Below are 20947 nucleotides of genomic sequence, written 5' to 3'. Positions count from 1 at the left end.
TTAAAAAATTACTTTGGATACGTCCTTTTAATGTTGCGAATTAAGTCCTCTAAACCATTTAATTTTAGCTCATATACCGTCGCAAGCATCAAGCCAAGCTGTCCCTTAGGAAAACCTTTATTATGATACCAAACCACATAATATTCTGGTAAATCAATTAGAAACCTTCCTTCATATTTGCCAAATGGCATTTTGGTATGCGCGAGTTTGATGAGAAAAGTCTTATCTGGTTCTATCACTTTTTATGAATGTTTTTATAATCACCATAGCGTTTCAACGCATTATCTACCTTAATTTTCCAAGCAGATTGCATTATGGCGTTTCTGGAGTAATTGGTTTCTATATCATACGTATGCTGCATAATGGCCAGCTCTCTATTAATATGCTTATAGGTCTGATTTAGATGTTGTTTAATGTTATTGGAGATTTCTAATTGACTGATTTCGCTTTTGAATTTACGCACGTGTAATTCCGTAATATCAAAATGCAACTGCTCATGGGCGAGAATATGATCGGATGATTTTTTCTTGTGGACCCAAGAACGTTTAGGATAAAAATGGGCCTGTACTTGAGTGTTGAATTCTATAACTTGACCATTTCCCTCCTTAATGGAGAATTTAAATGATATCCCAGAGGAAGTTATGGCCACAATATCTCCAAAATCTTGGGGTTGACCCTTAAAATCAGACCACTTGAGTTGAATATTTTCATCCCATTCCAAAACATCTTCATTATCGGATGGGCCATTAACCAACAATGCCAATATAAAAAACAGCTTATAAATCATCACATCCACTTAAAGGTGATGGTTTTTTCTATATCTGGATGTAGACTATAAAGGACCGGGCAAGTTTTACCAGTGTTTTCAAGAATTTTTTTTGTTTTCTCATCGGTCTCGACGGGCAAATTCATGATAACTTCAATCTTGGAAATACGTCTTGGATTGCTGGCCATTGTTTTAGTGACTTCAGAGCTTGTACCTGTCATATCCACACCTAAATCCCTTGCTTTGATACCCATAACGGTCATCATACAACTTGCCAAGCCGGTAGCAATAGTGTCAGTTGGAGAGAACGCCAAACCTTTACCGTTATTATCGGTAGGCGCATCGGTAATAAATGTATCTCCCGATTTAATATGGGTACATTCGGTTCTTAAGTCGCCCAGGCAAACTACTTTTGAGGTCATAATTTCGCTTCTTCTATAGTAAGATCACTTGTATATTTCACAATATAAATGGCTTCATTATAATAGCCACCATTTAATTGTTTGGCATATCTAAATTTGTTTTCAGTGTACTGTGTTTCGATAGCATTTGATGACGCCTTGTACAAGTCTTCGTCAGACGCCAATCGAAGAAGCACATCAAAGGTCAGATCAAATCCTCTGGCAGCAAACTTATTTGGTTCAATGCCGTATTTACTTTTGTAGGATTTTACGAAACTGTTCTGCTGATCTGAATTCAAGCTTTTATGAGTGTTTGGGTAGTGAAACTTCAAACTTGCTAAATGATAATTGGACACATTTGATCCTTCAAAAGCATCGGTTTTATTGGTAGTGACTAAAACAATATTCTGATTTTTATTGGTTAATCCGTTGAGCATACTCGTTACATTGGACACCAAAGCCTCGTTAGCAGTTTCTAGAAAAATATAATTTTTTCCGTTTGAAAAAGCACCGCTTAAATCGGCAGCCATAATATAGAACGCATCGCGTCCGTCCTTGTCTTTCCGAGAGAAGATTTGTTTTGCACTTGCAAATTCAGATTTCAACCGATTGCTAATTGCTCTTTTTGAATGATCCGATATGATCACCACATTCACTCTAGACGGATCATCTTTAACATATTTAATGATGGCATCTTCCAGCATCTGTGGCTCCGGAATGGTTTGAAAAACATTATCTAACAAGTGTCCTGGCTTTGTAATTGGTGAAATTACTGGTACCTGATTCCTTTCTAACGCTCGCGCCACACGATCAAAATTATTGGCCATTAACGGTCCAATCACCGCGTCATATTCAGAAAAATCGTTGCTATTTAAAATATTTGAAATTTCGGCAAGTTGATCTTCAGTATCAAAAACCTTTAATTTTGTTGAGATACCTAATTGTTTTGCCGAATCTACGGCCATTAAAACACCCGTGTGAAAATCGAGAGAAACCGACAAGCGACGGTCTGTTTTAATCATTTCTTTGGCCTCCTCAACCAAACCGACATCTACACGACTTAACCGAAAAGGCAGCATAACAGCGATTTGCTTAGTTTTTAAATTCCTTAAATTTTTTGTGAGATTTGTTGCTTCAACCTCTCCAGCAACTTCTCCAACAGTAACATTTTGAGGTACTTTTAAAACCATGCCTTCTTTTAACCCGTCGACCATTAATTCTGGATTAAGTTTTTCCAATTCCTCTTGGGTCAAGCCTAATTTGATCTTCAAACGGTAATAGCCTTCGCTTTTTTGAACCGTGTAATAATTAAAATTATCGTCGATGACTTTTTCATCGGTGGTGCTTGGTACATTTATTTCGTCCCCTGGCTGCAAGACCTCGTTCATACCTGGATTCAATGCTTCCAACTCGGCTACGGTAATTCCAAATTTATACGCGACGCGCCATTTCCCTTCCTTGGGCTGTACCTTGTATGTTTTAAGCGCACTACTTGGTGTCACTTTTGAAACCACTATTTTATATCTCGGAATCCTAATTTCGTCTCCTCTTCTTAAATTCTCCGAATACAGACGTTTATTGTGCTTTTTTATATCCGCTATTTCAACATCATACTGTTTTGAAATACCATACAGTGTTTCCTTACGCTTAACCTTATGAGATGCATAACCAATCAGCTCTTTGGTTTCCGTTGTGGCATCCGATGAAATAGCAGATGCATTTGGTATGATTAAAACTGAATTCGGGTTTAATTTTCTTTTGGCATCTGGATTTAAAGCATAAATATCAGCGACAGAAACTTGATATTTCTTAGCGATGGACTCTATAGTTTCGCCTGGTTTTACGGTATGCGCTTTAAACTTTTGCGCGTTGGCAAACCAACTGCAAGACAATGTAATGAAACAAATTAAAATGAGTTTTTTCATGTTATATTTTTGTATAATTGAATGAAAACTGCAACTGTAAGCTGGCGTCTCCCGCTATTCCCATTCAATAGTTGCTGGCGGTTTAGAACTAATGTCATAGACTACTCTATTAACGCCTTTTACTTTATTTATTATTTCATTGGAGGTGTTTTGCAAAAATTCGTAAGGTAAATTTACCCAATCTGCAGTCATACCATCCGTACTTTCTACCGCTCTTAACGCAACGCATTTTTCGTAGGTGCGCTCATCGCCCATTACGCCAACACTATTTACAGGCAACAGAATAGCTCCCGCTTGCCATACTTTATCGTATAAGTTCCATTGCTTAAGGTTATTGATAAAGATAGCATCTACTTCTTGTAAGATACGTACTTTTTCAGCAGTAATATCGCCTAAAATACGAATGGCTAAACCAGGACCAGGAAATGGGTGCCTACCTAAGATATTTTCATCCATATCCATAGAAGCTCCTACACGTCTAACTTCATCCTTAAACAAAGCTCTTAAAGGTTCGACTATTTTAAGCTTCATAAAATCAGGCAATCCACCTACATTATGATGGCTTTTAATCGTAGCACTTGGGCCGCCGGTGGCAGATACGCTTTCTATCACATCAGGATATATGGTGCCTTGTGCCAACCATTTTACATCTTCAATTTGATGTGCTTCATCATCAAAAACCTCAATGAATACGCGACCGATAGCTTTTCGTTTCAACTCCGGATCGCTCACACCCGCAAGAGCGTCCAAAAAACGTGCCGAAGCATCAACACCTTTGACGTTGAGCCCCATGCCTTCGTATTGGGCCAAAACACTGTCAAATTCATTTTTACGAAGCAATCCGTTATTTACAAAAATGCAATACAGATTTTTGCCAATAGCTTTATGCAGCAGAATTGCAGCCACTGAAGAGTCTACGCCTCCAGAAAGCCCTAAGACAACTCGGTCGTTACCAATTTGCTCTTGTAAGCTCTCAACGGTTTCTTCCACAAAAGACTGAGGTGTCCAATCCTGCTTCAATTTTGCAATATGCACCAAAAAGTTCTCCAAGAGTTGCTTGCCATCGGTAGAATGATATACTTCAGGATGAAATTGAATGCCATAAGTCTGCTCACCTTTAATAACGAAAGCCGCATTTTCAACATCTTTTGTACTGGCAATCAACAGTCCGTTAGTTGGTAAGCTTTTAATAGTATCACTATGGCTCATCCACACTTGACTTCCAGTGTCAATATGATTGAACAAAGGTTCTTTGACCATGATATAAGACAAATTAGTCCTTCCATATTCACGAGAATCTGATGGTTCCACCAGTCCTCCAGAAAAATGAGACAGATATTGGGCGCCGTAACACACACCGAGCAACGGCAAGTGTCCTCTGATTTTTGACAAATCTGGATGTGGTGCATCTTCTGCTCTAACGGATGATGGCCCTCCAGATAAAATGACCGCTTTAAAGCTATCTATTTCTGATGGAATTTTATTGAATGGGTGGATCTCACAATATATATTGAGCTCTCTCACACGTCTCGCAATCAGCTGTGTGTACTGCGATCCGAAATCTAAAATAAGGACTTTATTATGTTGCATGCGCAAAAGTAGTAATTGATTTTATAATGACGAATTTGGACCCGCGATTTGTTTTAATAATTTTTCCAAAGATATTGAATTTTGAATGAGTATGCATTGTAAAATAGCATAAGACTATCGCCCTAATTAAAAAGCAAAACGAAAGTTTCATTAAAATACCTCAAAAAAATTTAGAACAGATATCACCAAGGTTTAATGCCCTCTAAAGCGGAGGCGATAATATACTAAGTGCCTATACATCTCTAAATAAAAAAAGCTGCCTTTTAAAGACAGCTTTTCTAATATATGCAATTATTGGTTATTATCTAATAATCACCCTTTGTGTTTTAGTCTGATGATCATTATTAATCTTGACCACATAAACACCTGGACTTAAAGTTGAAATATCCATTGTATTCTCTGTACTATTGGCATTGAGAACTTTGCTCAATACACGTCGGCCTTGTATATCATACAAATAGGCTATAGTGGAATTAGTCAACTGTCCCACAATATATAATGATTTAGGCGATGCCGTCGTGAAGATACGTAGGTTATCATTGGATTCTATATCGTCAATAGACAGCGTTCTGGATGAGTAATGCACATTAAATCGGCCAGAACCGTTTACGTCAGTTGTAGGTGTATATTTAAAATCGCCATTGTTAAGCAAGGTTAATGTTTTAGTTTTGGTATCTTCCAAATACACATTGATATTGGGTGGCAGAGTAGAAGCATCATCAATACTAATTGTTAATTCAGATCCTTTCTTAGCCTTAACTCCCAATGGTACAATGACATTCTTAAAATCATTATAAGGTAAGGATTGAATGGCAATATCAAGACCTGTATGGTCTTCCAATAAGTTGGTAAACATTGAGAAATCAACTTTAGTTGCCGAATAAGCTGCAGCGTCATACCCTCGATCCAAACCTCTGGTGGTTCCTTCAATAAAATAGATACTTGTTGATGCCGTATTGGAAGCGCTGCTTAAATTAAGTTTGCTTAATGCTTTAGAGTTACCACCTGGCCTACCAGATATAAAGTCATCAGTAGTTCCTGTACGCCTCATAGCCGGTGTAAATATTATACTGCCTGCACCAGACTTCGCTTTTACAAAGAATCCCTGTCCCGGTGCCATTAATGTTCCGCTAGGCACATTGGCCTGATTATAAATTTCCCAGCTATCTCTACTGCCTGTATATCCGTACACCGCAACATATTCATCTTCCAACTGGTTCACATTATTCGCTGTGAAAAACGATTCAACATCAAGATAGGATGGGTAAGGGTTTCCAATCAGGTTCCAGGCTCTTCCTGCTGAGGCATCTGACATAGCCACCTGTACATTTGATTTTGAAACTAAGCCTGTAAAAGTCAAATTACTACCTTCAGCTGTAGCCGCTCTGAACCCCACTCCTGAAGCTATGATAGTGGATGCATTCGTATTAACATCATAATTTTGATAGGCACCAGCAGCAGTGTTATAAGGCGCAAATGCTCTTAGCGTTCCAGATGCTGCTAAGCTGTTGTTAGCAGGCTCAGATGCAAAAAATCCAAAAGTTTGGTTGATCACTGGTGCAGAAATCAAATCATTTCCACCACCGGCTGAATTTCCAATGACATTGACATGACGTTCATAATTGACAGGGCCATTGATCTCACCATTCAGAATTAAACTGGAATAGGTAAGTGATGTCGATTGCAATATTGTTCTGTTGGCAGTCAGTGTGACTCCATTATTTATAGTTAATCCTGCGCCAGGTGCAATGGTTACACTATAACATGATATATCATTGGAAATTTCAGCATCACCTGAATCAATGAGAATACTATCATGTATGCCGACGCTACCGATATTTGGATCGCTTGGCAACCATGACATACCATCATAAACGTATGCTGTTCCCACATTTATTTGTATGGTTTTGACACATGGTGTAATTGGTTCGCTAATCACGGTAATTTCTGCAGCAGAGGCCCAATCATTATCACCTCCTTCTGAAAGTGCAACAAAGCGCACATACCTCCCCTGGGTTTCAGTAAAAGCCACTGTTTTTAAATCGGCATTGTATGCCCATGGTACATTAGTTCCTGTATTATCATTATGTGCAGAAGCAACTGGACTGCCCCAGTTTGTAGTTGAATTACTCACATAAATTTCATATTCGGCAATCATTCCATGCAATATACCATCTTGTCTTGGTAAATAATCAAGACCCGACACAACCGATTCAGTACGTAAATCAATAACTATTTCATGAGGGTATGGATCATCTATGGCTGACCATTCCGTATGCCATATGGTGTTCGGATCGTCATCAACGGCGTTTGAAGCGCGGCCATTCTCTGTCAAAAATTCCGCACTATCTACAAAATGCACGATAGGATGCAAGTCGCTGGTCACTGTATATAGACCAGATTGTTCACTACTGATGTCTGATATAATAGGACTATTTAAAACAGTATCACTTGGATCTGTGACCGTATAGTCCACACCCTCCAAATTTAAAAACAACCCTATATCATCACCCGCAGCGACGGTAACTTCTGTTACACCGTCAACTCTTTGGTCACTATTTATTTGATAGGCTATCGATAAATCCTCACATAATATAACGGTACCCAAACAATTACAATCCCCATCTTGTTCGTCATTGATTGTATTTGGATCACCATCATCACAGCTGCTACCTGCGGGAGGACAGTTTAAAGGATTAGCATATACTTCAACTTCTGCCAAGCTTAATATATCATCTTGACGAATCATTATATATCTTGCAATCCCAAGATCGATTGATACTACTTGGATGGTTCTTGAATTTAAAATTCCAACTAATCGATAATCATCAACATCTTGACTATTAATGTTACCAACATAGACCTCTGCACCAGCTAAACGCTCCAATTCATCCGTCCTATTGTAAATCCGTATTTGAGATAAATCATACAACTCACCTAAATCGACGCGCCACCAAGCATCATAATCACCATCTGCGGTATGTGTAACAGAGTTATTGGGTAAATTATCATTATCAAAAAAACCACTCGTATTACCATCGACAGCTTTCTCAGGATTTCCTCCCCAGCCTACACTGGATTGTGAGGTTGGTTGACCAAGAGCCAAATTGGGTCCAAGGTTTTGCGAAAACCCTTGAAATCCATATAAAATTAAAACTGAAAGAAGTAGAGAATAAGTAGAGTTCTTCATAATATTAAGAGATAAAGTTTGGAGCTGAGACTGTTTGAACATTTGATTTTTTAATCAAATTCAACGGTCAACTGTCTGCAAATTAAAAACATAATTCTACGATGACCGATTTTTTAAGATATACTACCAATCTTCTCGACAAACTATTTAAGTTCAAGAAAATTTTCATCGTTTCATATTAGGCTACCAGAGAGATTTATATAATACCTGTTGCGTATTTATCATTTTTATAATCCCAAAATCATATTGAAGTTTGATTATTCCCACCAGTGGGTTTTAATTCCCCGAGGCTTGCCTCGATCGAAAAGATAATTCCTTATTCATATCTCGTGGACTTGCCCGCCCTTGTCGCTTGGACGGGTTTCGAGGTTCATGATTTATACAAAAGATCGAACCTGAAGGTTTTATACGAAAGGAAACTTTCAGTTTCGCACAACATAGTTGTCGATTGTAAATACGCAAAATGCTTCACATAGGCGTAATCCTTTTCACTCCAATCGTAAATAATATATCCAATAAAAAAAGCCGAACAACGAGGGTGTTGTTCAGCTTTAATAGTTTGTACTATTCGATTGGCATTTGCCAATCATTTTGCCCTATTTAATGACAAGCTTTTGAGTTTTATTTTGATGGTCATTATTAAGTTTTATCACATAAATACCAGTACCAAAAGTTGAGATATCCATAGTGTTTTCTATAATATTTGGATTGAGTGCTTTGCTCAATACCAAACGCCCCTGGATATCATAGAGCTGAGCGGTTGTGGCACCGGTCAACTGTCCTGTAATAAATAAGGTTTTAGGTGATGCTGTTGTGTAGATGCGCAAATTGTCGTTCACATCCAAATCGCCAATGGATAGCGTTCTCGACGCATAATGCACATTGAAACGTCCTGTGCCATTCAAATCTGAACTAAGTGTAAACGTATAGTCATCATCATTTAAAAATGTCAGCGTATTGTTTTGAGTGTCTTCCAAATAGACATTGATGTTTGATGGCAGTGTTGAAACCTCATCCAGGCTGATGCTCAATTCAGCTCCAGCTTTTGCTTTGATTCCCAAAGGAACAATCACGTTGTTGAAGTCTTCATAAGGCAAAGACTGAATGGCAATGTCCAATCCATTATTCTCTTCCAATAAATTGGTAAAGATCGAAAGATCAACTGACGTGGCACCGTAAGCCGCCGCATCATAACCAGGATCCAAGCCTTTGGTTGTGCCTTCAATAAAATACACGCTGGTGGAAACCGCATTGGAAGCTCTACTTAATTTCAACCTACTTAAGACTTTAGATGAACTACCGGGTCTATTTGGAATGAAATCATCTGAATTACCTGGCCGCCTCATATCAGGTGTAAACTGAACCGTACCACCACCTGATCTGGACTTTACGAAGAAACCTTGCCCAGGAGCAATCAGTGATCCGCCTGTAGCTGAGTTCCAGATATCCCAACTATTAGATTCACCCGTATAACCGTAAATGGCTTGATAACCATTGGCATCAAACTGATCCTGATTAGCTAAGAGAAACTCTGTAAAATCAAGATAAGAAGGATAAGGATTCCCGATAAGGTTCCAAGAACTTTCAGTACCTTCAGTAATTGGAACACTTACAACATTCTTAGTCGTCGTTCCTCTAAAAGTTAGGGTTCCCCCATCGACTGTTGCAACTCTGTATCCAACACCTGGAACCGTTGCAAAACTTCCCAAACTATCAGTACCTATGTTGAAATTCTCATATTTTCCAGTGTCCCGATTATACGGCGCAAAGGCAAAGATGCCGTTATTAGCTGGATGCGCTGCCAATACACCATCATTTGCAGTTACAAAATCTTTATTAAAATTCCGAGCTACAGGAGGCGAAATAAGATCATTACCGCCACCTGATGTATTATTTCCCATCTTATTCACATAACGATTATAAATAACAGTCCCGGTTAAATATCCAGTTTCAATCAAACTTGCATAAGACGTCGAGTTTGAATTTAGAGTGAGGGTATTTCTAACCGATAAATTAACTGCAGTATTTGGATTTACGGTAAGGGCCGCTCCAGGTTGAACTGTAATATTTCGAGCCGAGGTACTCTTCAAAATTTCAGCCACACCACTTTCAATAACGATATCATCAAACTCACTGGATTCAGTGGCTTTAACACTTGGATCTCCATTAGAAGACCAAGTGTCGTTAAAAACAAAGGTTTTTGGAGTCACCACATTAATTTCTATGGTTTGAACGCATTCTGTAGTCACTATCACTCTAATTTCCGCTGCATTGGCAAATGCTTGAGTATTTCTTACTTCTCTGTGTGACACTAAGCGCAAGTATCTACCACGTATTTCAGGAAATGCTTCTATTTTCCATTCATATATATCATTCCATGTTCCAGAGTGGATAGGAACACCCCAATCTAAATAGTCCTCACTCACCCAATCATCAACTGAATCACTTACATATATAGCGAAATCAGCAATGTTACCATTTTTTCTATTTGCATCAGTTATATCATCTGGTCGAGGTAAGTACTCAAGACCTACTACTCCTTTTTCTACACCTAAATCTAAATCTATCCAATGAGGGAAGTCAGCCGGTTCATTATCTTTCCCCCATTCCGTGTGCCAATAGGTATTAGGACTTCCATCAACAGCTTTATCAGCAATATTTTCACCCCAACCTGTGTGTTCACTACAGGCTCCGATGGCAACCACACTTGTGGCAGCCGCTGTTTCATTCAATATAGTGGTTATAGTATATTCACCAGATTCCATGATGTTTTCTATAATTCCATCCGGTATTTCGACCCCATCAGGGTTTCTCACAATATACTGCACGTTTTCATCATTAAGGGTCAATCTGATACTATCGCCTTCACGAATGGAAATTTCTTTGGAGCCACTACCGGAATTTTCACCTATTTCATACACCAAATAATAATCATCACAAGGATCCGGTTCCACAACGACCTCATATTCTTCATTATAAATAGCTTGGATTTCATCATGGGTAAGTGCAATATTATATAATTTAAACTTGTCCATGCGGCCGTCGAGTTCATCGCTTATGCCACTGCTGTTCCCCGCTGTTCCTCCAGGATTGTCACGCAGTTCATAAAAACCAGATAAGGTGAATGCACTTTTTAGAGATTCTGTAGTATTAATTATAAGATTTCCTGTAACCCCTACGCTATCTACTACTTCACCATTCACATATAGCGTGGCTGTAGTTCCATCATAGGTTCCAACAAGATGTTCCCAAACTCCAGGCGTATATCTCTCATGCTCTGGTTCATCACGATAGATAACGGCTGAACCACCTTCAGTAAAAAACTCTAATTTATAGGCATCTGCGTGATACCCAAGGAAAAATGACGAATATCCAGAGCTTAGTTCACCCAGATGTGTAAAAACAGCCACATTAGGAATTTTACCGTCTGGCAACCTGCTATCCACATTCCTATTTACCCAAGCCATGACCGTAACTTGGTCTGTTAAGGCTGCTCCTATAGTAGAAGAAGTCGGAATATCAACAATTGAGTTACTTCTAAATTCCATCCCATCCATTTCGAGTGCATTTCCAGATAAACCATCTGCACTCCAAAAATGACTTGGCGGATTGACTGGATGACCATCATCGTCATGTTCAATAATTTCTCCATGATTGCTGTTCCCAGATGTATCCCTTATTAGAGATCCCGTTCCTTCAAAAAAATCAAATTCAACTAATAAATTGTTTCCGTTAAGTCTTGAATCCGGGGCGCCTACCATAATCACTTCAGCAATACTTGGCACCCCATCGGCATCTATTGCAAATAACATATAGTAGCCTGGAGGCATAAGGTTGGCTTCGGGCACATTTAAACTGTAACTACCATCATTATTATCTGAATAGGTTACAGGCACCCGACGTTGTTCATTATTGACACTGTGGGTGGCTGAGGACATTCTTAAAAAAGAAAATTCTTGAATGCCTGAACTAGCCATTACCATTAAAGACCCTTCGTAAAATGCCTTATCTGGAGCATCTAAAGTTGGACGTTCTGCCAACTCGCCATTGCTATTAAACAAATAAGGCGGACTATATATTTCAGCATCTGTATGGTTTTCTGCACAATTTACACCACAAAGTCCACCCCCACCCATAAAGACTCGTCCATCTTTTAATAAAATGGCAGCACTATGGTAGGTTCTTGGTACTTGCATACTGGTTAAAGTGCGAAATGAATTTGTATCAGGATTAAACATCTCTGCAGATAAATAAGCCACATCGTCCTTAAAAACCTCCGCATGATCCAGACCTCCCATAATCAACACTTCTCCATTTGGGAGCACGACGCTACTCACATATATCCTGGCGTGTTCCATAGGATTAGCCGTGGCAGTTACGGTCACAATATCAGTAGAACCTGTTGGATCAAGATCTATGACATAGGCATTTGGATTTGGTACGGTATTGGACGAGTATGACGCACTACCGCCTACTTTTAAAATTCTACCTATATCAAACATGGCGGCGCCACCATTCATTGACATGGAGTCTTGCGCTCTTTGACCAATTTCTTGATAAGAACCCGCTCCATCTACATCAATCCAGTGCATGGTCTCTCCAGGCCCAGCGTGTAATATTTTTCCATTAGGGGCAGCAAACATCCACGCATGGTTATCTAATCGATACTCACCTTCAGGATCTCCAATTGAATCAGTAGCATTCCAAAGTATATCTCCCGGCAATCCAGGCAGGTGTTTCCATCCTTCTCCTTCTATCCAAATTTCCCCATCTCTACCTCCTATAACACCTTCATTCCATGAACCACCAATAGTAAATGCCGAACCATCCGCTAAAGTCACTGCACCTTGGTATCCTCTAGGTATATTCATATCTACATCAGCTGTCCATACCCCTGTTTTTGGATCATATATACTGGTTTTTTCATCAGAACTTCCGCCGGTGACCAATAATCGTCCATCGGATAGGTTGTTAATCCCAGGACAGAACATATCGTGAAATGTTTCAGTTACCGTTCTTGGTAAGACAGATCCTAAACCCTCATTACCCATCGGATCAAATATTTGGGTGAACGTATACCCATCATTCATATCAAAATCGTCATGATATTTGGAAGACCACGTTACCAATCTTCCATCTGGCAAGTTTGCTACAGCAACAGGAACCAAGTCAAATTCAATGACACCTCCCCATTGACCTCCGTCTTGAGGAAGGCTTGGATCGTGTGATGATTGAGAATAACCCTTAATTCCTATAAAAAGCAGGAATATGGAAAGCGTGAAAAATTTTAAGCGTATCATAATAGTTAGGAATAAGTAGGATTTTAGAACTTGAGTTTAGTCGTATCGACTATACCTTATTCAAAAATAAATAAAGTATTTATGAATTTATTCAAGAGACGAATTGTCTACTTTTCTCTATAAAGAAACGCACTTTATTACACAACGCACTTTATTATAGGTAAACTACGGATATTTTCGACAAACTCTCTCACAAACAGATGTTTGTAATGGAGTTCGATACATATACATAAGAACTAACAAATACTCAAAAGCGTTATAATTGTCCAAAGTACATTGGATTAACTCAATGAGAGCATATCAAGAATTTCGGGCCCCAACTTCAGGAAACAGACGGACATGTCTTTGTTGAGAGCATAGGGAATTTCTTTTTTAGTCAAAGAAAGCTTCTGTATATGAAATCTTCCTATTGGAAATAAAGATATTCTGCTAAGTAAGATACACTTAGTAATTTCACTTATGAGGAACTAGCACCTCTACTCCATCGATTCCAAAATCATCTCAATATCCCTTTCCGTAGTGTCCGGATTGATGAAACAAAAACGTGATACGGTTTCAAAATGGTCGCCATTTTTCCATTTGGTAGGTGTGACCAATGCAAAGCCTTTACGATGGTTCTCATAAGTCCATTCAGTATAATCGTCAGGTTGCCATCCTTTTCTTCGGTAAAGTACACATGATAAACTTGGTTCTCGTACCAATTCCAGATTAGGATGTGCTTCAATCATTCTACCGGCAATCTGGGCCAATTCTATGCCACGTTCCACTGCTTCCCTATACCGATCTGTTCCGTGTGTTGCCAATGAAAACCATAACGGCAAGCCTCGTACACGACGGGTCAACTGGATTTGATAATCGGTGGGATTAAAACCGTGAGCGCCTTCATCCTTAAATATATCCAAATAAGAACCTTGTTGCGAATGTGCATTTTTTGCCAGTTCTGGGTCTTTATAAATTACGGCACCACAATCGTAGGGTGAAAACATCCATTTATGTGGATCAATGGTCACGCTATCGGCCTTTTCTATTCCATTAAATAAGTGCCGAACCGAATCTGCTACCAAAGCGCCACCACCGTAGGCGGCATCCACATGAAACCATAAGTTTTCCTGTTGGCAGACGCTCGCAATATCATCCAAGTCATCTATGATTCCGGCATTAGTTGTGCCTGCTGTGGCAACGACTGCAAATAATCTTTTTCGTTCATGAGCGGTCAAATTTTGAATCTTTAGCTTTAAATCCTCGCCTGTCAATCGTTCTTCAGAATCCACCAAAAGAATATCTACATCGGCTACTTTCGCCATGGCCTTGATTGATGAATGTGCACCAATGGAGGTAATGATCAATCCCTTTTCTTTTTGGAATTCAGGACGTTCACGCCAATGTTCTCTTGCTGTTACAATGGCCGATAAATTGGCTGCAGTACCGCCACTCGTAAACACACCGAAAGCACCTTCTGGCATACCTGTGAGTGACACAATCCATTTCATAGCTTCATTTTCGCAAAAAATACCGCCCGCACCTTCCATCCAATAGGCTCCATGAATGCTGGACGCAGAAGTAACCAAATCAAACATAATGGCTGCCTTGGTAGGTGAAGCTGGCACAAAAGCAAGATTTCGAGGATGGTCAACTGGTACATTCGCTTTTGCCAAATGGTCTTTCCATAAATTAAAGGCATATTCGCCACCAATCCCTTTGGCAGTAATGGTTTCGCCTACCAGACTTTTGAGTTCTTCCTTTTTCTTGGGTTTTCCAATGGGATGCTCTGTCGCCGAAATACGCCCAATAGCATATTTCATGATATCCAAGGTCATCTCAATTAAATTCAAATCAATTTTGTGCATACTTTTCATTGCTCCCAAATTTATTGATTTGAAATATCCAAGATTAAGAACTCAGCCTTTAATGGCTCTAAGTTTTCAATTAAATTCTGAATGACGTCTTCGCCGTATTCCAAATAAAATTCTGAAATATTGAGATAGCGCTCTTGCAAACTTTGTCTCGGAAACAGTTCATCTTGGATTATTTTAACGCGTTCCAAAACATCTTCCATTTTTCGTTTTTGGGCTTTTAATAAACGCTGCTCAAGATTTTCGAGACCTTTGATCTGTTTGACTTCTTGTGCCGCAACGGCACCTATAAATGACTTATCCGTCTGCCCCGCTAATTGATATAAATATTCAAATTGCTTTTGCAGTTGTTCTTTCTGTGGCGTGAAATCAATATTGATATCAGAAATGGATTTGGTCACCTTGGTCATCAAATCATTTTGATTTAAAAATAAATCCGTTACCGGAATATTCAATTTATTAAGTTTGTCCGTTTGTTTTTCAGTGATGAGCAGTACAGAATTCCGAAGCAATAATATTGGGAAAGTCACGTCTTGCGCTTCAAAATTAGATTTCAATTGTAACCAATACGCCAATTCCCCACCGCCGCCGATATAGCAAAGGTTAGGTAAAATAATCTCTTGGTACATGGGGCGCAATATTACATTCGGACTAAATCGTTCTGGATGCGCATTTACCTCGGCCAATAATTCGTCTTTAGTCCATCGGATATCGGTATCCAAGACTCCAAATACACCATCGGTTTCCAAAATGCGTTCTCGGATATCTTTATTGAGATAGAACAAGTTAATTTCTCTTGGATTAACCTGTATTTTATAATTTGAAGGCAATTTATTGATCTCCTCATTTGTTTTGGTCACTTTTTCATAAGCTGTTTGCTGAATTAACTCTTCAGTAATATAGGGCTCATACATTTTTTTCAAGATGGGATCGCTCCCATCCAAAATAACCAGACCATACACAGAAAATAGTTTATTGACTAAAAACCGGGTTGCTTCAGTCAAGGTTTCATGCTCCAAATAAGCTTGTTGAAATAATCTTTTTAAGGATTTTGCGTTTTGACTTTTGTCCAATTGTGCAGCAAACACCTCATACACATGATCCAACCCATCTAAATCCAATTCTCCTACAGCTCCCGAAGCCTTCCTGTCCCATTTTACCTTTTTCCCCTTAAAATTAAAAAAATTGATTTCCTCAAAATCGTGGTCCTCCGTCGCCATCCAAAAGATTGGTACAAAATTAAAATTAGGATAGGCAGCTTTCAGTTCCTTACAAAGGTTAATAGTCGAGACAATTTTGTAGAAAAAATATAGAGGTCCGGTAAACAAATTCAGTTGATGCCCTGTAGTGACCGTAAAGGTAGTACCGTGTTTTAAAAGATCAATATTAGTCAGCGTCATGGAGGAAATACTCAAGCCTTCATATTGCAGCATGAGCGCCTTAACTAAATCTGCTCTTTTATTTTTATTATAATTTATCTGTTTCTCTTCAATCTGCTCTTCAAAGTTTTCAAGTTTTGGAAAGCGATTATAAAATGCTTTGAGACTTTCTTTTTCATCGAGATAATCTGAAATTAGGTTCGAAAAGTAGTTGGTGTCTCTAAACGGAATGTAACGCGTTGGCATAATCGAATTTAAATGTTGATTTGTAAAGATAATGCTCTTAACTTTTTTTGAGTACTAAATTAAAGTTAATTCACTTTGGCTTGCTATCTTTACTCAACTAATTTATTCCACACCATTTCATTATGCAAAAACTTTCTGTTTTCCTTTTCGCTCTTTTTAGTTCCGTTTTTGTTTCCCAAGCGCAAAACCTCCAAACACCATCAGAGTTTCTTGGCTATGATTTGGGTACTCAATTTTCAAGACACCATCACGTTGTGGACTATTTTAAAATGGTTGCTTCGCAACTTCCCAATCAGGTAAAGCTTGAACAGTACGGTGAGACTTATGAAAGGCGGCCGTTATATACAGCTATTATTTCTTCCGAAGAAAACATTAAGAACATTGAAACCATCCGTCAAAACCATCTCAAAAACACTGGTATTCTTGAAGGAAGCGTACCTCCCAATGATATTGCCGTGGTTTGGCTGAGCTATAATGTTCACGGCAATGAAGCTTCGAGTACGGAAGCGTCCATGAAAACTATTCACACCTTATTGACAGAAAAACAAGGATGGTTAGAAAACACGGTAATCATTATGGATCCATGTTTAAATCCTGATGGGCGTGATCGTTACGTCAATTGGTATAATCAGACCAAAAGCACGCCTTATAATATTGACCAACAAGCCAGCGAACAAAACGAACCTTGGCCACGGGGCAGAGCCAATCATTATCTATTTGATCTCAATCGAGATTGGGTTTGGGCCAGCCAAAAAGAAACACAGGCACGATTAAAAGTCTATAATAAGTGGATGCCACAAATTCACGTCGATTTTCATGAACAGGGCATCAACGATCCGTATTATTTTGCGCCTGCTGCAGCACCTTTTCACGAGATTATTACCGATTGGCAACGTGATTTCCAAACTCAAATTGGAGAAAATCACGCCAAATACTTTGATGCCAACGGATGGCTTTACTTTACAAAAGAACGTTTTGATTTGCTTTATCCAAGTTATGGCGATACTTACCCGACCTATATGGGAGCCATCGGAATGACCTATGAGCAAAGTGGCCAATCAGGCTTAGGTGTTTTGAATGATGAAGGTGATGTGCTAATCTTAGTGGACCGATTGGAGCATCATTACACTACGGGTTTATCAACGGTAGAAATGGCTTCAAAAAATGCCGAAAAACTAAATACCGAATTCAAAAAATTCTTTACTAACAGAAATGTAAAGTATAAAAGTTATGTTTTGAGTGGCTCTGCTGATAAGATAAACGGGTTAAAAGCATTATTGGACAAACACGAAATTGGTTATAATGCCGCAACCTCAGGAAAAATTACGGGTTTCAATTATATAGAAGGTAAAAATGGCAGTCGCACTGTAAATTCCGAAGACCTGGTAGTCAGCGCCCTACAACCAAAAGGTCAGATGGTACAAGTTTTATTTGAACCCCATACAAAATTGGCAGATTCAATTACTTACGATATAACAGCCTGGTCCCTACCCTATGCTTACGGATTGGACGCCGTTGCAAGCAAAAATTCAGTTGGTACCACAACTATTGGGAAGACTTCAGAATTAAATACGAAAAACGCTAATGCCGTTGCCTATGTTTCTAAGTGGGACCACATGAAAGACGCCGAATTTCTAGCTGAATTATTAAAAAAAGACATTAAAATACGTTTCACAGAAAAGCCTTTAACTACCAGAAATTCTGAATCCTTTGATCGGGGTGCCTTAATTATTATAAGGGGTGACAATAAAAACATTGAAGACTTTGATGCTGTAGTTATTGCTGCCGCCAATAAGTTTAAGAGAAGAACGGTTGCGGTTACCAGCGGATTTTCAAAAACAGGCCCTGATTTTGGGTCGCCAGATGTCAAATTGGTCAATAAACATAATATTGCCGTACTCTCAGGCAATTACACGTCATCGTTAGGTTATGGCGAAGTATGGCATTTTTTTGAACAACAATTACAGTATCCCGTCACCTCAATTAATACCGCTAATTTTGCCAGAACCGATCTTGACAAATACACGGTTTTGGTGATTCCGAATGGGAATTTCAGTAGATTATTTGATGCATCTAACTTAGAAAAACTTCAAAATTGGATCAAAAAAGGAGGAAAGGTGATTGCGATTGACGGCGCTTTAAACATTTTTGCAGATCATAAAGATTTTAATTTAAAGAAAAATAAATCAAAAGATACCACTGCTATAAAAAGCAACCTCGTGGCCTATGCAGATCGCGAGCGTGACAATACCAATGAGCTGATTACTGGTAGTATTTTTAAAGCCGAAATTGACAATACCCATCCGTTGGCGTTTGGCTATGGTCAAAATTATTTCACACTAAAATCAGGGCCTACTGCGTACAGCTTATTGGAAAAAGGTTACAACGTTGGCTATTTAGGCGAAAATCCGAAAAAGATGTCCGGATTTGCGGGTAAAAACACTTTAAGCAATCTTAACAACTCTTTGATTTTCGGTGAAGAACGCTATGGTAAGGGTAGCATTATTTACATGGCTGACAATATCCTTTTCAGGAATTTTTGGGAAAATGGTAAATTATTTTTTGTCAATGCCATTTTCTTTGTGAATAATAATGCCTTTCAACTGTAGAAAAGATAATAAAATCTACGCTTTTCGAGTGGGAGAGCGAAGAGAACTAAGAAGTTTGACTAAGTACTAATCTCGTCTATCGAGGTCTCTGTTCTATTGAAACCTGTTGATGAAAATAAAATTAACAGTTGATGCCGTTTCCACGTCTATTTTATTTTGTATTTTAATAACATAAACTTCCCTGTTATGAATATTGTGAAAACTAAATCCAACGGCGTTTTCTTCGACTACAAAAGATGTTTGCTATACTTTTTGTTCATTATTTATAGTGGGACTTCGCTATTTGCAGCCACCTTATTTCAAGAGCAACAAAGCATACAAACATTCTCTGAATTTAAGGGAACTGTTGTTGATAGCAAATCTAAAGCACCTTTATCTTTTGCCACGATCACCGTTGACGATACAAATATTAGCACCATCACCAATTCTAATGGTGAATTTTTGCTCAAAGTACCCAATGAGCTGGTCGACAATTCCATCACCATCTCTTTTTTGGGCTATCAGGTTAAAACTATTCCGCTTTCGAATCTGAACGGGGATAACATTCAAATTTTACTGGAAGAGTCTGCGATGCAACTTTCAGAGGTAAAAATAAACGTCCCCAAGGATGCGCGATCATTAGTGAAAACTGCCTTAGACAAAAAAGGTGAACACTATTTTAATGAAGAAACCATAATGACTGCTTTCTATAGGGAAACCATCAAAAAAAGACGTCGTGACGCGTCATTATCTGAAGCTGTTGTAGAAATTTACAGAGAACCATACACCTCGTCAAAATCAGATAAAATCAAACTTATAAAAGCGCGAAAAAGTACAGACTATAACAGATTGGATACTTTGGCCGTAAAATTACAAGGCGGCCCTTTCAGTGCATTGTATGCTGACATGATAAAATATCCTGAATATACATTTCCAGAAAACAATCTATCCGAGTATGAATTTTCTTTCGATAAGCCAACTGAAATCAATGACCGTTCAGTTTATGTGGTAAATTTTAAAGCACGACCAGAGTTTTACCATCCGCTTTATTACGGAAAACTTTATATTGATGCCGAAACTTTTGTTTTGATCAGTGCTATCTATAATTTGAATGTTGACAATCGGGAAATGGCGGCAAAGATGTTTGTCAGAAAGAAGCCTAACCGCGTTACCGTTTATCCAACAGAAGCAGCGTATCGTGTGGATTATAGAATTAAAGATGGCAAGTGGTTTTATGGATACAGCAACCTTCAATTAACTATGAAAGTCAATTGGAAGGGGAAATTATTTAATAGTGTATACACCTTGAGCAGTGAAATGGCCGTAACCGATTGGGCAAGGAGTTTTAACGATTCCTTTACCCGAAAAGAAACCTTACGTCCCACGGTTATTCTAAGTGATGAAGCCTCTGGTTTTTCTGACCCTGACTTTTGGGGAGAATACAATATCATTGAACCAGAGAAATCTATTGAGTCTGCCATCGATAAAATCAACCGACAAATGAAGAGACGAATTAGGAATGAGTAAAGACTAATTTTTATTTTTTATTCTCATTGCATTAAAACATCTTCAAGAAATTTAAAAATCACTAGAGTTCTTGACTCAACCTTAGATGCCAAGGACTTATTAATTGAAAATCAAATATTTATTTCAATCACATCCCAAGTTTTAATTGCATTATCCGCTGCGAGAAAGAATCCCAGTATCCA

Annotated in this window: 11 protein-coding genes; 2 read left to right on the top strand and 9 right to left on the bottom strand. The window is 38.6% G+C overall.

Annotation, left to right across the window (positions count from 1 at the left end):
* Positions 1–8: 8 nt before the first annotated feature.
* The 9 genes from H3Z82_RS09425 to bshC form a co-directional block, all read right to left on the bottom strand.
* Complete coding sequence (locus H3Z82_RS09425; RefSeq protein WP_182205378.1) at positions 9–236, bottom strand: DUF3820 family protein; 228 nt, start codon at positions 234–236, stop codon at positions 9–11.
* The gene (locus H3Z82_RS09420; RefSeq protein ID WP_182205252.1) at positions 236–787 is read right to left on the bottom strand and encodes a DUF922 domain-containing protein; all 552 of its coding nucleotides are present in this window, start codon (positions 785–787) and stop codon (positions 236–238) included. The genes H3Z82_RS09425 and H3Z82_RS09420 overlap by 1 nt, the downstream gene beginning before the upstream one ends.
* Entirely contained in the window at positions 787–1188 is a 402-nt protein-coding gene (locus H3Z82_RS09415) for an OsmC family protein (protein WP_182205251.1), read from the bottom strand. The genes H3Z82_RS09420 and H3Z82_RS09415 overlap by 1 nt, the downstream gene beginning before the upstream one ends.
* Complete coding sequence (locus H3Z82_RS09410; RefSeq protein ID WP_182205250.1) at positions 1185–3092, bottom strand: LysM peptidoglycan-binding domain-containing protein; 1908 nt, start codon at positions 3090–3092, stop codon at positions 1185–1187. The genes H3Z82_RS09415 and H3Z82_RS09410 overlap by 4 nt, the downstream gene beginning before the upstream one ends.
* A gap of 54 nt (positions 3093–3146) precedes the next feature.
* A complete protein-coding gene (gene guaA / locus H3Z82_RS09405) occupies positions 3147–4682 on the bottom strand; it encodes a glutamine-hydrolyzing GMP synthase (RefSeq protein WP_182205249.1) in 1536 nt (511 codons plus the stop codon).
* Between the two features lie 301 nt (positions 4683–4983).
* Positions 4984–7914, bottom strand: coding sequence for a discoidin domain-containing protein (locus H3Z82_RS09400; RefSeq protein ID WP_182205248.1), 2931 nt, complete (start codon positions 7912–7914; stop codon positions 4984–4986).
* A 554-nt stretch (positions 7915–8468) separates the two neighbouring features.
* A complete protein-coding gene (locus H3Z82_RS09395) occupies positions 8469–13172 on the bottom strand; it encodes a LamG-like jellyroll fold domain-containing protein (RefSeq protein WP_182205247.1) in 4704 nt (1567 codons plus the stop codon).
* A gap of 476 nt (positions 13173–13648) precedes the next feature.
* Positions 13649–15019: a pyridoxal phosphate-dependent decarboxylase family protein gene (locus tag H3Z82_RS09390; protein WP_182205377.1), complete on the bottom strand. Its 1371-nt coding sequence runs from the start codon at positions 15017–15019 to the stop codon at positions 13649–13651.
* A gap of 20 nt (positions 15020–15039) precedes the next feature.
* Positions 15040–16650 carry a bacillithiol biosynthesis cysteine-adding enzyme BshC gene (gene bshC / locus H3Z82_RS09385; RefSeq protein WP_182205246.1) on the bottom strand — a complete coding sequence of 537 codons (1611 nt, stop codon included), beginning with the start codon at positions 16648–16650 and terminating at the stop codon, positions 15040–15042.
* Positions 16651–16772: 122 nt separating this feature from the next.
* Between bshC and H3Z82_RS09380 the strand changes: the two genes are divergently transcribed.
* Both H3Z82_RS09380 and H3Z82_RS09375 read left to right on the top strand, forming a co-directional pair.
* On the top strand, positions 16773–19259 hold the full coding sequence (locus H3Z82_RS09380) for a M14 metallopeptidase family protein (RefSeq protein WP_182205245.1): 2487 nt from the start codon (positions 16773–16775) through the stop codon (positions 19257–19259).
* A gap of 186 nt (positions 19260–19445) precedes the next feature.
* Positions 19446–20765, top strand: a complete 1320-nt coding sequence (locus tag H3Z82_RS09375) for a carboxypeptidase-like regulatory domain-containing protein (protein WP_182205244.1) — start codon at positions 19446–19448, stop codon at positions 20763–20765.
* Positions 20766–20947 lie beyond the last annotated feature (182 nt).

Origin of the sequence: Gelidibacter maritimus (assembly GCF_014062315.1) — a bacterium.
Lineage (GTDB): Bacteria > Bacteroidota > Bacteroidia > Flavobacteriales > Flavobacteriaceae > Gelidibacter > Gelidibacter maritimus.
This window is presented reverse-complemented; position numbering and strand designations above follow the sequence as displayed.

Coding starts and splice junctions, on each gene's coding strand:
- H3Z82_RS09420 (WP_182205252.1), bottom strand. CDS start 787: ATGATTTATAAGCTGTTTTTTATATTGGCATTGTTGGTTAATGGCCCA.
- H3Z82_RS09415 (WP_182205251.1), bottom strand. CDS start 1,188: ATGACCTCAAAAGTAGTTTGCCTGGGCGACTTAAGAACCGAATGTACC.
- H3Z82_RS09410 (WP_182205250.1), bottom strand. CDS start 3,092: ATGAAAAAACTCATTTTAATTTGTTTCATTACATTGTCTTGCAGTTGG.
- guaA (WP_182205249.1), bottom strand. CDS start 4,682: ATGCAACATAATAAAGTCCTTATTTTAGATTTCGGATCGCAGTACACA.
- H3Z82_RS09400 (WP_182205248.1), bottom strand. CDS start 7,914: ATGTTCAAACAGTCTCAGCTCCAAACTTTATCTCTTAATATTATGAAG.
- H3Z82_RS09395 (WP_182205247.1), bottom strand. CDS start 13,172: ATGATACGCTTAAAATTTTTCACGCTTTCCATATTCCTGCTTTTTATA.
- H3Z82_RS09390 (WP_182205377.1), bottom strand. CDS start 15,019: ATGCACAAAATTGATTTGAATTTAATTGAGATGACCTTGGATATCATG.
- bshC (WP_182205246.1), bottom strand. CDS start 16,650: ATGCCAACGCGTTACATTCCGTTTAGAGACACCAACTACTTTTCGAAC.
- H3Z82_RS09380 (WP_182205245.1), top strand. CDS start 16,773: ATGCAAAAACTTTCTGTTTTCCTTTTCGCTCTTTTTAGTTCCGTTTTT.
- H3Z82_RS09375 (WP_182205244.1), top strand. CDS start 19,446: ATGAATATTGTGAAAACTAAATCCAACGGCGTTTTCTTCGACTACAAA.